Here is a 14,534-nt window from a genome sequence, read left to right on the forward strand (position 1 = left end):
CAGGGCTTGCGCTCTTGGCGCGATGCGCTGCGGGACCGCTATGCGGGGCGCGCGAGGCGGGTAGGCGCGAGGCGGCCGCGCAGCGTGACGGATTCGCCGAGCCGCCACTGCTCGGCTTCGGTCACGGCGGCCGCCGCGACGGTGTTGCCGGAGGCGAGCAGCAGACCCTCCTGCTTGGCGAGCTCGCACAGGCGGGCGGCCTCGTTGACGGCGTCGCCGATCACGGTGAACTCGTAGCGTTGATGAGCGCCGACATTGCCCGCGACCACCCGCCCCGCCGCCACACCGATGGCGGCCACGAAATCGCCGCCTGCGGTGTCGAGCCGGGCCCGGATCGCACGGGCGGTGGCCAGCGCCGCACCCGCCGCGTCGGACAGGCGCGCGGGCGTGCCGAAGACGGCGAGGGCGGCGTCACCCTCGAATTTGTTGACCAGCCCGCCGTGGCGTTCCACCTCGTCCACCACGATGCCGAAGAACCGGTTGAGGATGGCGACCATCTCCGGCGCGGGGATGGTCGCGGCCATGGTGGTCGATCCGACGATGTCGATGAACAGCGCCGCCGCGTCGGTCTCCACGCCGCCGAGCGCCGGGTCGCTCGCCAGCGCAGCGGCGGCGACCTCCCGCCCGACGTGTCTGCCGAACAGGTCCCTGATCTGTTCGCGCTCGCGCAGCCCCTCCACCATGTGGTTGAAACCGCTTTGCAGCTCACCGAGTTCGGTGCCGTCGTAGACGGCCAGCGCGACATCGAGGTCGCCGTCCTCCACCTGACGCATCGCGCGGCGCACACCGAGGATCGGGGCCACCGTGGCGGCCAGGGTCTGCGTCATCAGCAGCAGCCCGAAAACCAGGGTCGCGCCGCCGAGGGACAGCACACAGACCGCCAGCCGCGCCTTGCTCACGTCGTCCAGCACGAGCGCGAGCACCGCGAGAACCATCATCCCGGCCACCGGAACGCCCGAGCCGACCAGCCAGACCACCAGCGATCGCCCGAAGACGCCGATGCCGCGCCGCCGACCGGAAGCCGCGGCTTCCAGCACCCGGGCGGTGACCGGCCGCAGCGCGAATTCGATGATCAGGTAGCTGTTCGCGCACACCACGATGGCGCTGATCGCGATGCCGAAAGCCACTTTCGGCACGAGCCGCGGTTCGGCCAGGCCGTACAGCGTGGTCAACAGGACCAGTCCGCCGAACCACAGCAGCGCTTGGTCACGCACCAGCCTGCGCGGGATCGCCGTGGCCGCGGCCTGTTCCTCCTCGGTCGGTACGCGCTCCGGATCGGTGGCCCAGCGCAGCGCGCGCAGTCCGCGGGTGGTGCCCCACCACAGCCCGATCAGCAGCGCGCAGGTCGCGTAGAGCGGTGCGGCGAGCACGTCGAGCAGGAGCAGATCCCGGGTGAACACCGACGGCCCCGGCAAGACGAAGCCGACCAGGGCGATCGACACGACCATGCCCGTCAGATTTCCCAACAGGGTGGGCACGGTGATCAACAGCTGGACGCGGATGCGTCGCAGCCCCGACGACTCCTCAGCCGACCCGAGCAGTCGCGACCCCCACGGCGCCGCGGCGAGCGTCACCTCCCTGTGTTGCATGCGTGCAGCGTATGCCGACCGGCGACCTGCCGCCCCAGGTCGTCTTCCCCCCGATCTTCGCACGCGCGCAACCGGCCCCCTGGGCTCCGGTCAGCGCCCGGGTGGCAGTTCGCGGCGGCTGGGCTCGGGCAGTTCCGGCTGGTGGTGAGCGGGCAGTTCGTCTCGGCGGGCGCCGGTGGGTAGTCCGTAACCCGCGGCGCCGGTGGGCGGGAGAGAGGAGTACCGCGGGGCGTGCGGCGCCGGGTAGTCGGCGTCGACGACGGTGGAGGCGATGTGCTGGGCGTGCGCGATCTCCGGGGAGCCGGGCTGGAGCTGGTAGCCGGCGGCCTGCGGCTGCGACGCGTGCCCATCGACGGTGACCTTGCGCGTACGGCGCAGCGTGAAGGTGATCTCCTCGACCTCTTCGAACGCCTGTCGCGCGGTACGCAGCGGATGCGTCGCCGTGTCGATCGCGTTGGCGACGAACGACGGGACCAGCGGCCGGATGAAACGCGCCGCGGTATCGCTGAACGGCACTGTGCCGATCAGTGGCAGCTCGAGGCCGCCGCCGCTGTGTGGCGGCGCCGGTGTGGCCGCGGCCGGGGGATGCACCGCCACCGGGGCGGGTAGGTGCGGCGTCACCTCGTGGGGCATGGCGCTGTCCTTTCGATCGCCCGCCGCGGCGGGAAGTTCGGGGCGGCGCGGCGGTTCGGTGATTCCGATCTCGATGCCACCGATCGCCGCGATGATGCGAGTGCGCTGCCGTTCCCGGTCGATGGCCGTGTCCGCCTCGACGGCGAGGCGGGCGGCGGTGAGCTGCTGCTCGGCGCGCAGGGTCTCGGCCTCGGCGCGCACCTCGGCCTGCTTGACCGCGATGGCCGCGTCGGCCTCGCGTTCGGCGCGGTCGTGCACGGTGCGCGCCGCGTTGTGCCGGTCGAACGACGTCTCGCCACGCCACCAGCGCAGCACCAGCGGCAGCAGGGCCAGCGCGACGAACGCCACGATGGTGAGGATGCGCAGCGGCAGCGCCTCGCGCACGGTGTAGTCGTTCATCGCCTGCCAGCGCGCACCGAGCCCGCGGTCGGCGTCGTCGAAGGCGGCGGTCCGTGCGGCTGCCAGAGCGTTCTGGCCTGCGTCGATCCGGCGGTCGGCGGCATCAACCCGGCTCTGCGCGGTGGCGAGCTGCTTGCGGGCGTCGTCGAGCATGGCGTTGGCCGTCTGCGCCTCCGGCCCGCGGCCGGGCACACCGGTGATCCTGGTCCGCGGGCACTCCGGGGTCGGATTGAATTCGCAGCGGGCGATCACCAGGGCGTGATCGATGTCGTTCTGTGCCATGCCGATCGCCTGTTCGAGCGCTGCCCGGTCGGCTTTCGCCCGGTCCAGGTCGGCGTGCGCCGCCACGACCCGCGGCGCCGAATCGAGCGAGCGCTGCGCCTTCTCGTCCAGCAGCCGGTCGACGGACCCGCTGAACAGCACGATCGCGGCGAGTTCGGCGATCAATCCACCGGCCAGCACGGCGAGCGCGATGCGGCCGATCAGCCCGAGCCGGTCCGGCCCACCGCTCGGCCGCGCCGTCGCCAGCGCCCGGGCGAGTGCGCCGGTCAGCGCCGCGGCCACGATTCCCGCCGCCACCGCGGCAGGCCACGGCCAGGCGGATCCTGCGGCGAGGGCGCCGACTACACCGGAGATCGTCGCGAACAACAGCACGACAGCGCCCGTGACGGCATACCCGGCGCGCTCGTGGCGATCGGTGATCCCGCTGGTCCTGCCTCCGCCGAGCCAGGTGAACAAGCCGGTGACGCTCATCGGAATACCCATCCTCCACGTCCCAGGCGCTTTCACGGGCGCGACGAAACTGTCACGGATTCGTTGTGACAGCGTGACAGGCCCCTCGGCCCGGCAGCGAGCAGGGAAGGCCGGATGTGTTCAGGCTCACAGGCCGGTCACGGTCGTACCCGGTGTGGCGGGCGGATGCGCCTACGCTGGCGCGGTGATTCGTTTCGGTGCGAACGATCCGAGGAGGTCCTTGCGTGCGCGGAGTGGTGCTGGCGCTCCTCGTGGCGGCGCTGCCGATGTGGCCGGTTAGCGCGGGCGCGTCCCCGGCGGACGGGTCACTGGACCGGCTGGTCGCTCTGGTGGTCGAGCGCCTGGATACCGCCGACGCCGTGGCCGCGGCGAAGTGGGCGGCCGCGGGCGAGCACGGCGTCGAGCCCGCCATCGACGATCCGGCCAGGGAAGCCGAGGTCTACGACGCGATGGCGCGGCTCGGCAACATCCGTGACCTGCCGGAGAACTGGGTGCGGCAGGTTTTCCTCGGGCAGATCGAGGCTCACAAGACGGTGCAGCGGGGCCTGATGCTGCGGTGGCGCTTCGACCCGGCGGCGGCACCCGAAGCGACCGCGGGGCTCGCGTCGGTGCGCCCGGCGATCGACCGCGTGAACGTCGAGATCCTCGACCAGCTGGCCACCCGCCGAGCGCAACTGACCGCGCCGGATTGCGCGGAACGATTGGCGCGCAGCGTGTTCAGCGTGTTCACCACCGGCGGCGGCGACCCACTGCACCGAGCGGCGCTGGTGCGGGCGGCCGCGTCGCTCTGCCCGGCGTAGGCCCGGCCCGGCGGGTCGTCCGGAGTGCATCGGAAAGATGTGTCCAATACCACTTCCCGATATTTGCTGGCTATGTGCTGAATGACACATCGGACAAAAGAGGCCGGACGGTCGGATCGCATTCATGGCTTGTCACGCCCGTGTCGCAAATATCTCACCCGCCCGTTCGGCGAGTTAGCCGCCGCCGCTTGGTTTGCCGTGTCGCGAACCGGGGAAATCCTTTTCGACGCAGGTGAGGGCGGTTTCCCGGCCTGGTGAGGAAGGTCTCCGGGCGGTGTCGCGCGCCGGTTTTCCCAGCTGGCACCGGGTGCCACGGGGATCGATCGCACGGCACTCGCTGCTTTACACTGGACGACGCGCACACGTGGAGGACCGAATGCAGAAGCCCAGCTAAACCCGGTTATTAGCGCAACCTAAGTTGGTTGGGCCCTGGACCTGACTTATCGTTTGCTCTTACGCCGAACACAGAACGTTCGGCTACCTAGCCCGCTCGGGCAGCCCCTAGCCAGGTGCTCAGCGTAGCGGGCGGGCACCCGCTCGGAGGTAAGGATCTTGTTAGGGATCCGTTACCGAAGGGCACCCACTACGTCACAGAAGCGGGTGGAGACAACTGCAGACCTGACTGCACGCCGAAGACCATCAGCGCGGCTGGCTTCGGAACGTACGGGCGCAGTCTTGTACGGAGGCATTCGACGAAAGGCCGTTTTTTCTTCGAAGGCCGACTTTCTTGAAGGCAGAGGCATGACGCAACTTCCTGGCCACCGGTCACCTGGACCCATCGGGCTCTACGACCCGGCGAACGAGCACGACGCTTGCGGCGTCGCGTTCGTCGTCGACATGCACGGCCGCCGCAGCCGCGACATCGTCGACAAGGCTATTACGGCTCTGTTGAACCTGGAGCACCGTGGCGCCGCGGGCGCCGAGCCCAACAGTGGTGACGGCGCGGGCATCCTGATCCAGGTCCCGGACCGCTTCTTCCGCGCCATCGTGGACTTCGAGTTGCCGCCGGAGGGCTCCTACGCCACCGGTATCGCCTTCCTTCCGCAGGCCCGCCGCGAAGCCGCGCGCGCGGCCTACGGCGTGGAGAAGATCGTCAAGGAAGAGGGCCTCGAGGTCTTGGGCTGGCGCGAGGTGCCGATCGACGAGTCGTCGCTCGGCGCGCTGGCGCGCGACGCCATGCCGACCTTCCGGCAGATCTTCATCGCCTCGCCGAAGAACGCTTCCGATCCACTGTCGGATCTGGATCTGGAGCGTCGCGCCTACGTGGTGCGCAAGCGGGTCGAGCGCGAGCTCGGGTCGGCCGGTGCGGGTGAGGGCGCGGTCGGCAGGGAGTCGGTCTACTTCCCGAGCCTGTCCGGGCAGACCTTCGTCTACAAGGGCATGTTCACCACGCCGCAGCTGCGCGCGTTCTACCTGGACCTGCAGGACTCCCGGGTGGAGAGCGCGCTGGGCATCGTGCACTCTCGCTTCTCCACCAACACCTTCCCGTCCTGGCCGCTCGCGCACCCGTTCCGCCGGGTGGCGCACAACGGTGAGATCAACACCGTCACCGGCAACGAGAACTGGATGCGCGCTCGCGAGGCGCTGCTGCGCAGCGACGTCTTCGGCGTCGACTCCGCGGGCAAGAACCGGCTGGAGAAGATCTTCCCCGTCTGTACCCCGGGGGCGAGCGACACCGCCCGGTTCGACGAGGTGCTGGAACTGCTGCACCTCGGCGGCCGCAGCTTGCCCCACGCCGTGCTCATGATGATTCCCGAGGCATGGGAACGCAACGAGACCATGGACCCGCGTCAGCGGGCCTTCTACGAGTACCACTCGATGCTGATGGAGCCGTGGGACGGCCCCGCATCGGTGTGCTTCACCGACGGCACCGTCGTCGGCGCCGTCCTCGACCGCAACGGCCTGCGGCCGAGCCGCATCTGGGTGACCGACGACGGCCTGGTCGTGATGGCCTCCGAGGTCGGCGTGCTGGACATCGACCCGTCCAAGGTGGTCAAGAAGGCGCGTCTGCAGCCGGGCCGCATGTTCCTGGTCGACACCGCCGAGGGCCGGATCGTCGGCGACGACGAGGTCAAGTCCCGGCTCGCCGCCGAACACCCCTACCAGGAGTGGCTGGACGCGGGCGTATCCCGCCTGGCCGACCTGCCCGACCGCCCGCACGTGCACATGTCGCACGATCGCGTGCTGATCCGTCAGCAGATCTTCGGATACACCACCGAGGAGCTCAACCTGCTGATCTCGCCGATGGCCAAGACCGGCGGCGAAGCGCTCGGCTCGATGGGCACCGACACGCCGATCGCGGTGCTCTCGGCCCGGCCGCGCCTGCTGTTCGACTACTTCTCCCAGCTGTTCGCGCAGGTCACCAACCCGCCGCTGGACGCGATCCGGGAAGAGGTGGTCACCAGTCTCAAGCGCAACATCGGCCCCGAGGCCGACCTGCTGCACCCGGGCCCGGAGTCGTGCAACATGATCGCGCTGGAGCAGCCGATCCTGGACAACGACGAGCTGGCCAAGCTCGTGCACATCAACGACGACGGATCGCACCCCGAGTTGCGCTCGGTGGTCGTGCGCGGCCTGTACCCGGTGAAGAAGGGCGGCAAGGGCCTGCGCAAGGCGCTGGAGGCGATCAACACCCAGGTGTCGGCCGCCATCGACGGCGGAGCGCGGATCATCGTGCTGTCCGACCGCGAGTCCAACGAGAAGCTGGCGCCGATCCCGTCGCTGCTGCTCACCTCTTCGGTGCACCACCACCTGGTGCGCGAGCGCACCCGCACCATGGTCGGCCTGGTCGTGGAGGCCGGTGACGCCCGCGAGGTGCACCACATGGCCACCCTGGTCGGCTTCGGCGCCGCCGCGATCAACCCGTACATGGCCTTCGAGACCATCGAGGACATGCTCGAGCGCGGCGCGCTGGAGATGCCGGGCAGCACCGGCGATCTGGCCGCCGACTACCGCAAGGCGGTCGCGAACTACAACAAGGCCGCGGGCAAGGGCGTGCTGAAGGTGATGTCCAAGATGGGCATCTCCACCCTGGCCTCCTACAACGGCGCCCAGCTGTTCCAGGTGATCGGTCTGTCGCAGGACCTGGTGAACGAGTACTTCACCGGTCTGCGCTCGCACCTGGACGGCATCGGCCTGGACGAGATCGCCGAAGACGTCGCGCAGCGGCACCGGATCGCGTTCCTGGAGAACCGCAACGAGCGCGCGCACCGCGAACTCGAGGTCGGCGGTGAGTACCAGTGGCGGCGCGAGGGCGAGTACCACCTGTTCAACCCGGACACGGTGTTCAAGCTGCAGCACGCCACCCGGTCCGGCCAGTACTCGATCTTCAAGGAGTACACCAAGCTGGTCGACGACCAGTCCGAACGGCTGGCGTCGCTGCGCGGTCTGTTCAAGTTCAAGCACCGGGCGCGCAACCCGATCCCGATCGAGGAGGTCGAGTCGGCCGCGGAGATCGTGAAGCGGTTCTCCACCGGCGCGATGAGCTACGGCTCCATCTCGGCCGAGGCGCACGAGACGCTGGCGATCGCGATGAACCGGCTCGGCGGCCGGTCGAACTCGGGTGAGGGCGGCGAGTCGCCGGCCCGCTTCGAGCCGGAGGAGAACGGCGACTGGCGGCGCAGCGCGATCAAGCAGGTGGCCTCCGGCCGCTTCGGCGTGACCGCGCACTACCTGACCAACTGCACCGACATCCAGATCAAGATGGCCCAAGGCGCGAAGCCCGGTGAGGGCGGCCAGCTTCCGGCGCACAAGGTGTACCCGTGGGTCGCCGAGGTGCGGCACTCGACGCCGGGCGTCGGCCTGATCTCGCCGCCGCCGCACCACGACATCTACTCGATCGAGGATCTGGCGCAGCTGATCCACGACCTGAAGAACGCGAACCCGCAGGCGCGCATCCACGTGAAGCTGGTCGCCGAGCCGGGCGTCGGCACCGTCGCGGCGGGCGTCTCCAAGGCGCACGCCGACGTCGTGCTGATCTCCGGTCACGACGGCGGCACCGGCGCCTCGCCGCTGACCTCGCTGAAGCACGCGGGCGGTCCCTGGGAGCTCGGCCTGGCCGAGACCCAGCAGACGTTGCTGCTCAACGGGTTGCGCGACCGCATCGTCGTGCAGGTCGACGGCCAGATGAAGACCGGCCGCGACGTGATGATCGCCGCGCTGCTCGGCGCCGAGGAGTACGGCTTCGCCACCGCTCCGCTGGTGGTCTCGGGCTGCATCATGATGCGCGTCTGCCACCTGGACACCTGCCCGGTCGGCGTCGCGACACAGAACCCGGTGCTGCGCGAGCGCTTCACCGGCAAGCCGGAATTCGTCGAGAACTTCTTCCTGTTCATCGCCGAAGAGGTCAGGGAGCTGTTGGCGCAGCTGGGCTTCCGCACGCTGGACGAGGCCATCGGCCGGGTCGACCTGCTCGACACCTCCAAGGCCAAGCAGCACTGGAAGGCCAGCAAGCTGGACCTGTCGCCGATTCTGGACGACGTCGAGACGGCGTTCATGTACCAGGACCGCCGCTGCACCAAGTCCCAGGACCACGGCCTGGACAAGGCGCTGGACCAGCAGCTGATCGTGCAGAGCCGCGACGCGCTGGAGCGGGGCCAGGCGGTGAAGTTCGAGACCAAGATCACGAACGTGAACCGCACGGTCGGCACCATGCTCGGCCACGAGGTGACCAAGCTCTACGGCGGCGCGGGCCTGCCCGACGACACCATCGACATCACCTTCACCGGGTCGGCGGGCAACAGCTTCGGCGCCTTCGTACCGGCGGGCATCACGCTGCGCGTGCAGGGTGACGCGAACGACTATGTCGGCAAGGGCCTCTCCGGCGGCCGGCTCGTGGTGCGCCCGTCGCTGGACGCGCCCGGCGAGTTCGTCGCCGAGCAGAACATCATCGCGGGCAACGTGATCCTGTTCGGCGCCACCAGTGGTCAGGTGTTCCTCAGCGGTGTGGTCGGCGAGCGGTTCGCCGTGCGCAACTCCGGCGCCACCGCGGTGGTCGAGGGCGTGGGCGACCACGGCTGCGAGTACATGACCGGCGGCCGGGTGGTCATCCTGGGCGAGACGGGACGCAACTTCGGCGCCGGTATGTCCGGCGGTGTGGCGTTCGTCTTCGACCCGGAGGGCAGCTTCGCGGCGAAGCTCAACCCCGAGCAGGCCGACGCCGTCGAGCAGCTGGCCGGTGACGACTTCACCTGGCTGCACGACATCATCACCCAGCATCGTGACCAGACGGGTTCCCCGGTGGCCGATCGCATCCTGAGCGATTGGTCGCAGCAGGTGAACCACTTCGTGAAGGTCATGCCGCGCGAATACAAGAAGGTTTTGCTCGCCATCTCCGAAGCTGAGAAGAGCGGCAAGGACGTGGACGAGGCGATTATGGAGGCCGCTCGTGGCTGACCCCCAAGGATTTCTGAAGCACACCGCACGGGAACTGCCCAAGCGGCGCCCGGTGCCGCTGCGCCTGATGGACTGGAAAGAGGTCTACGAGGAGAAGTTCTCCCACGAGACCTTGCGTACCCAGGCCAGCCGGTGCATGGACTGCGGTATCCCCTTCTGCCACAACGGCTGTCCGCTGGGGAACCTGATCCCCGAGTGGAACGACCTGGTCTACAAGGACCGCTGGCGGGAAGGCATCGACCGGCTGCACGCGACCAACAACTTCCCGGAGTTCACCGGCCGGTTGTGCCCCGCGCCGTGCGAGGCGTCCTGCGTGCTCGGCATCAACCAGGATCCGGTCACGATCAAGCAGGTCGAGGTCGAGATCATCGAGAACGCCTTCGACGAGGGCTGGGTGACCCCGGTCTACCCGACCCGCCTCACCGGCAAGAAGATCGCCGTCGTCGGTTCCGGCCCGGCCGGTCTGGCAGCGGCGCAGCAGCTGACTCGCGCCGGGCACACCGTGACCGTGTTCGAGCGCGCCGACCGCATCGGCGGCCTGCTGCGCTACGGCATCCCGGAATTCAAGATGGAGAAGCGCTTCATCGACCGCCGCCTGGCGCAGATGGAGGCCGAGGGCACCATCTTCAAGACCGGTGTGAACGTGGGCGTCGACATCACGGCCGAGCAGCTGCGTGAGCGGTACGACGCGATCGTGCTGGCCGGCGGCGCCACCCTGGCGCGTGACCTGCCGATCCCGGGCCGCGACCTGGACGGCATCCACCAGGCCATGGAGTTCCTGCCCTGGGCCAACCGGGTGCAGCACGGCGACGACGTCACCGATGACGAGGGCCTGCCGCCCATCCACGCGAAGGGCAAGAAGGTCGTCATCATCGGCGGCGGCGACACCGGCGCCGACTGCCTCGGCACCTCGCACCGGCAGGGCGCGGCCAGCGTGCACCAGTTCGAGATCATGCCGCGTCCGCCGGAGGAGCGCGCCGACTCCACCCCGTGGCCGACCTACCCGCTGATGTACCGGGTCTCCTCGGCGCACGAGGAGGGCGGCGAGCGGGTGTTCTCGGTGAACACCGAGCGCTTCGTCGGCGCGGACGGCAAGGTGACCGGCCTGGACGCGCACGAGGTCAAGATGGTCAACGGCCGCTTCGAGAAGGTCGAAGGCACCGACTTCACCCTCGAGGCCGACCTGGTGCTGCTGGCCATGGGCTTCGTCGGTCCCGAGAAGCCGGGGCTGCTCACCGATCTCGGCGTCGGCTACGACCAGCGCGGCAACGTGCAGCGCGACAAGAACTGGGCGACCAACGTTCCCGGCGTCTTCGTCGCCGGTGACATGGGCCGCGGCCAGTCGCTCATCGTCTGGGCCATCGCCGAGGGCCGCGCCGCGGCCGCGGGCGTCGACCGGTACCTGGAAGGCGAGACCGCGCTTCCGGCGCCGATCACGCCCACCATGGTGGCTCAGCGCTAGTCTCCTCTCTTACCGGAGCGGAAAGAAGGCGCCTGTGGACAACTTGTCCACAGGCGCCTTTTCGCGATCGATGAGCTTCCGCACCCGTGCTCCTGCCGGACCGGCGACGGAAATCCGACACACGAAGGCGTTCGAATGGCATTGCGGCGTTCGTGGCTTTATTGTGATCTTCGGCGTGCTGCTGATCTTGGGATGCGGTTGTGAGTGCACGTCAACCGATCGGGCGACCGGTGTTCACCCGGCGTGCACTGGAACGACATCCGGTGAGTTCAGCATTGACGCGGCAACTCGGCGGGAAGTTCGACGAGGGCGAGGTTTGGAGCGGTATGCAGTGGAAGAAGGTCGTCGCGGCTCTGGGCGCGTCCGCGACCGTGATGTCCGGCTTGGTTTTCGGCAGCGGGTCGGCGAACGCCGCTCCCGGATGCCCGAGTTTGTACGTGGTGGCGATCCCGGGTACCTGGGAGACGGGGCGGGACAAGACCCCGCAGCCCGGCATGCTCGCGGGCGTCACTCGGGGCCTGCCCTCCTCTACCGAAGTCGACTATGTGACCTACGCCGCGACCGCCTTCCCGTGGGAGGGTGAGGTTTACGGCAACTCCAAGAAAGAGGCGGTCGACAACGCGCGCGGCCTGATCGCGAACATGGCGCAGCAGTGCGGCGCGACGAAGATCGCACTGGTCGGCTACAGCCAGGGCGCGGACGCCGCAGGCGATCTCGCCGCCGAGATCGGAACCGGTCTCAGTGTCGTGCCGGCCGATCGCATCGCCGGTGTCGGCCTGATCTCCGATCCGCGCCGTTCGCCCACCGACGTCCAGGTCGGCCCGCCCGCCCCCGGTGCGGGCGCGGGCGGCCCCCGGGTCGGCGGCTTCGGCTGGGTCAGCGACCGCACCCGCACCATCTGCGCGGTCGACGACCTCTACTGCGCGACGGCGACCGACGACTTCGTCACGCGGTTCGCCGGCTTCCTCGCCCAGGCGTCGGACGCCAACCCCGCCAACATGTGGCGCTACCAGATCGAGGCGGGAAACATCCTCGGCGACCTGATGACTTCCGGTGGCGTCCCGGTCCTGCAGGCCCAGCTCACCGACTCGGCCAACCAGCAGCGAGCCAAGGACCTGGAGCGCTTCTACAAGTCGCAGGCGCACACCGTGTACGGCAGCTACTCGGTGGGCGGCGGCCAGACCGCCATCTCCTGGATGCACAACTGGATCGCCGGCATGGCCTGAGCCCCGCCGAACCATCGGGCCCACCTCCGAATTCGGAGGTGGGCCCTTTTCGATGGAGGCGACGGACTAGCTCGAACCGGTCGGCGGCAAGTCGTGCCGGAAATGCTTGATCACCGGGCCGTCCTGGCCGGGGCAGTCATCCGGCCCACGGCCCGGCCTGTCCGGCCGACCTGGGCCGTCATGCCGTTCGTAATGTTCGAAATGACGGGGCCGGCCATTGATGTCGGCGCCCTCCTGGGGCGCGTCCACCAGCTGTACCTGGCCCTGGTCGGCGGGAGTTTCGGCGGACGCGGTCGCGGTGAGGGCCGCGAGCGGGACGGCGATCAGCGCACCGGCCACGGCCACCCGGGTGAGATGCCGCAGTGGCGTAACGGTTTTGGAGAGCGACACGGAATTCCTTTCTCTCGAACCGTGAGCCACTGATCGGCAGCGGCTCACCGGTCCCATCGAAGATTCCGTCACTGGGACAGCGGTGCGACCGGCCTGGCAATCCGCTGTGAATGCTCAGCGCGGCTCGATATTGCGCGGCAACAGATCCCAGACGTGCCCGTTCTCGTTGACGGTAGCGGCCGTGCGGCGGCCGGTGCGGGAGAACAGGAGCCGGGTGATCGAGCAGTAGTCGATGGGAAAGGTCAGCGGCCGCGCCAGACCGAGGACCTCTTGCAACAGCACGTTGATCACACCGCCGTGTGCGAACGCGACCACCGTGTCGGCCGGATCGGTGGCCGCGACGATATCGGCGACGGCGGCGTGCACCCTGGCCTTGAACGACTCGCCGTCGACCTGCACGGGCAGATGCCCCGCCTTGATCCGGTCATAGGCGTCGCGGAATTCGACCTTGGCATCCTCGATCGGGATGTAAGCCGGCAGATCGCGATCGTATTCGGCGAGACCGTCGACGATCTCGACGCCGAGGCCGAGCTTCGCGGCGGTCGGCGCCGCCGTTTCCCTGGCCCGTCGCTGCGGGCTGCTCACCACCCGGGAGACCCGATGATGACCGAGCGCCGCGGGCACCCGCTCGGCTTGCTCCAGCCCCACCGGTGCCAATTCCGGATCGGCGGGCCCACCCGAACTCAGCATCCGGACCGGCTGGGCATGACGAACGAGAATCAACTGCACCCGCCCCACTCTGCCCCATGCCCCTGACCTGTTCCATCCGGCCCCCACGGACCCTACGCCCGGCACCAGCGGGGGTGACACACTCGGACCATGACTGTCGAGCGGTTTCCGCGGTGGCTGCGTCCGCCGCCGGGCGGGTTCGTCGCCGAGGATCTCGATCGCCTACCGGACCTTCCCCCGCACACCGAGTTGATCGACGGGAGTCTTGTCTTCGGGAGTCCGCAGGCGCAGTTCCATATGCTGGTCATCACGCTGCTCGACTCGACTCTCCGCCGCCTCGCCCCGTCGCAGTGGCGGGTGCGACGGGAGATGACCGTGACACTCGCCCGGGACCAGCGTCCGGAACCAGACATCATCGTGATCCACGCCGAAAGCGTCGGTGGCCCCGAACTGACGACGTACCATGCCGATGACGTCATCTTGGCAGTGGAGGTCGTGTCCGCCGAATCACGTACCCGCGATCGTGAGCGCAAACCGCAGCTCTACGCCCGCGCGGGAATCGCTCACTTCTGGCGGGTCGAGAACGTGGATGGCCGCCCGGTCGTCTATGTCTACGAGCTGGATCCGGCCACGAAGGCCTACGCTCTCACCGGGATTCACCACGATCGCCTGAAGCTGACCGTGCCGTTCGATATGGACATCGACCTCACGGAAATTGATCGGCTCTGAATCCGGTGGATCCGCTCGATCGACCGAGTACCTCGGTGGGGACCTGCGATAGTGCGCGCCCGATCCCCAGGCGCTGACCATTCGGGCTTCAGCTCGTGTGTACGAGCGCGGCATTGATGGTCGCCGTGCGGGTGGATGTGGTCGGTCGCGGCGTGGAACGGCCCGGTTCGCTTCGCGCGAGCCGGGCCGTCGATGCCTGCCTCAGTTGTTCTTCTTGCGCTTGGTCAGCAGGTAGACGCCGCCGACGATCAGCGCGACCACCAGCAGGCAGCAGATCGCGCCGATGATCAATCCGCCCTTGCTGCTCTTCTTCTTTTTGGCGGCCAGATCGAGCGCGGAGTTCCAGGTGTCCGGGCTCGCCCACACGGTGTGGTCCAGCAGGCTCGCGTTCGTCAGCAGGTCAAGGTACATATCCAAACCCCTTAAGGTGTAGCGGCCTCCTCCCGGGGCCGAATCTCCAAGGGTAGCCGTCCGATTAGCTCGATGAGAA

General features: G+C 68.8%; 10 protein-coding genes. 5 read left to right on the plus strand and 5 right to left on the minus strand.

The genetic code is table 11. The features are described from left to right. Window positions 1-38: 38 nt before the first annotated feature. Window positions 39-1,589: an adenylate/guanylate cyclase domain-containing protein gene (locus tag LTT66_RS13080; protein WP_233067221.1), complete on the minus strand. Its 1,551-nt coding sequence runs from the start codon at window positions 1,587-1,589 to the stop codon at window positions 39-41. A 90-nt stretch (window positions 1,590-1,679) separates the two neighbouring features. Next, the gene (locus tag LTT66_RS13085; RefSeq protein ID WP_233067223.1) at window positions 1,680-3,374 is read right to left on the minus strand and encodes a DUF4407 domain-containing protein; all 1,695 of its coding nucleotides are present in this window, start codon (window positions 3,372-3,374) and stop codon (window positions 1,680-1,682) included. 224 nt (window positions 3,375-3,598) lie between these two features. On the opposite strand from LTT66_RS13085, the gene LTT66_RS13090 reads away from it, so the two are divergent. From LTT66_RS13090 to LTT66_RS13105, 4 genes are all read left to right on the plus strand, one after another. Continuing rightward, a complete protein-coding gene (locus tag LTT66_RS13090) occupies window positions 3,599-4,174 on the plus strand; it encodes a chorismate mutase (protein WP_233067225.1) in 576 nt (191 codons plus the stop codon). A 741-nt stretch (window positions 4,175-4,915) separates the two neighbouring features. Then, complete coding sequence (gene gltB / locus LTT66_RS13095) at window positions 4,916-9,568, plus strand: glutamate synthase large subunit (RefSeq protein ID WP_233067227.1); 4,653 nt, start codon at window positions 4,916-4,918, stop codon at window positions 9,566-9,568. Then, window positions 9,561-11,030, plus strand: a complete 1,470-nt coding sequence (locus tag LTT66_RS13100) for a glutamate synthase subunit beta (protein WP_233067230.1) — start codon at window positions 9,561-9,563, stop codon at window positions 11,028-11,030. Before gltB ends, LTT66_RS13100 begins: the two co-directional genes overlap by 8 nt. Before the next feature lie 326 nt (window positions 11,031-11,356). Further along, window positions 11,357-12,256 (plus strand): cutinase family protein, encoded by a 900-nt coding sequence (locus LTT66_RS13105; RefSeq protein ID WP_233069205.1) that lies wholly within the window; start codon window positions 11,357-11,359, stop codon window positions 12,254-12,256. A gap of 66 nt (window positions 12,257-12,322) precedes the next feature. Here the strand turns inward: LTT66_RS13105 and LTT66_RS13110 are convergent, their stop codons facing one another. Together LTT66_RS13110 and LTT66_RS13115 are read right to left on the minus strand one after the other, a co-directional pair. Continuing rightward, window positions 12,323-12,646, minus strand: coding sequence for a hypothetical protein (locus tag LTT66_RS13110; RefSeq protein WP_233067232.1), 324 nt, complete (start codon window positions 12,644-12,646; stop codon window positions 12,323-12,325). Between the two features lie 114 nt (window positions 12,647-12,760). Continuing rightward, window positions 12,761-13,375: a histidine phosphatase family protein gene (locus tag LTT66_RS13115; protein ID WP_233067234.1), complete on the minus strand. Its 615-nt coding sequence runs from the start codon at window positions 13,373-13,375 to the stop codon at window positions 12,761-12,763. Window positions 13,376-13,465: 90 nt separating this feature from the next. Here LTT66_RS13115 and LTT66_RS13120 point away from each other — a divergent pair, with 90 nt between their 5' ends. After that, the gene (locus tag LTT66_RS13120) at window positions 13,466-14,044 is read left to right on the plus strand and encodes a Uma2 family endonuclease (RefSeq protein ID WP_233067236.1); all 579 of its coding nucleotides are present in this window, start codon (window positions 13,466-13,468) and stop codon (window positions 14,042-14,044) included. Window positions 14,045-14,245: 201 nt separating this feature from the next. Here LTT66_RS13120 and LTT66_RS13125 read toward each other — a convergent pair whose 3' ends face one another. Beyond that, complete coding sequence (locus tag LTT66_RS13125) at window positions 14,246-14,455, minus strand: hypothetical protein (RefSeq protein ID WP_233067238.1); 210 nt, start codon at window positions 14,453-14,455, stop codon at window positions 14,246-14,248. Between the last annotated feature and the right edge of the window lie 79 nt (window positions 14,456-14,534).

The organism is Nocardia gipuzkoensis, from assembly GCF_021183645.1.
In the GTDB taxonomy this organism is placed as follows: Bacteria; Actinomycetota; Actinomycetes; order Mycobacteriales; family Mycobacteriaceae; genus Nocardia; species Nocardia abscessus.

Excerpts from the sequence above, each read along its gene's own strand:
- LTT66_RS13080 (WP_233067221.1), bottom strand. The coding sequence starts at position 1,589 with ATGCAACACAGGGAGGTGACGCTCGCCGCGGCGCCGTGGGGGTCGCGA.
- LTT66_RS13085 (WP_233067223.1), bottom strand. The coding sequence starts at position 3,374 with ATGAGCGTCACCGGCTTGTTCACCTGGCTCGGCGGAGGCAGGACCAGC.
- LTT66_RS13120 (WP_233067236.1), top strand. The coding sequence starts at position 13,466 with ATGACTGTCGAGCGGTTTCCGCGGTGGCTGCGTCCGCCGCCGGGCGGG.
- LTT66_RS13105 (WP_233069205.1), top strand. The coding sequence starts at position 11,357 with ATGCAGTGGAAGAAGGTCGTCGCGGCTCTGGGCGCGTCCGCGACCGTG.
- gltB (WP_233067227.1), top strand. The coding sequence starts at position 4,916 with ATGACGCAACTTCCTGGCCACCGGTCACCTGGACCCATCGGGCTCTAC.
- LTT66_RS13125 (WP_233067238.1), bottom strand. The coding sequence starts at position 14,455 with ATGTACCTTGACCTGCTGACGAACGCGAGCCTGCTGGACCACACCGTG.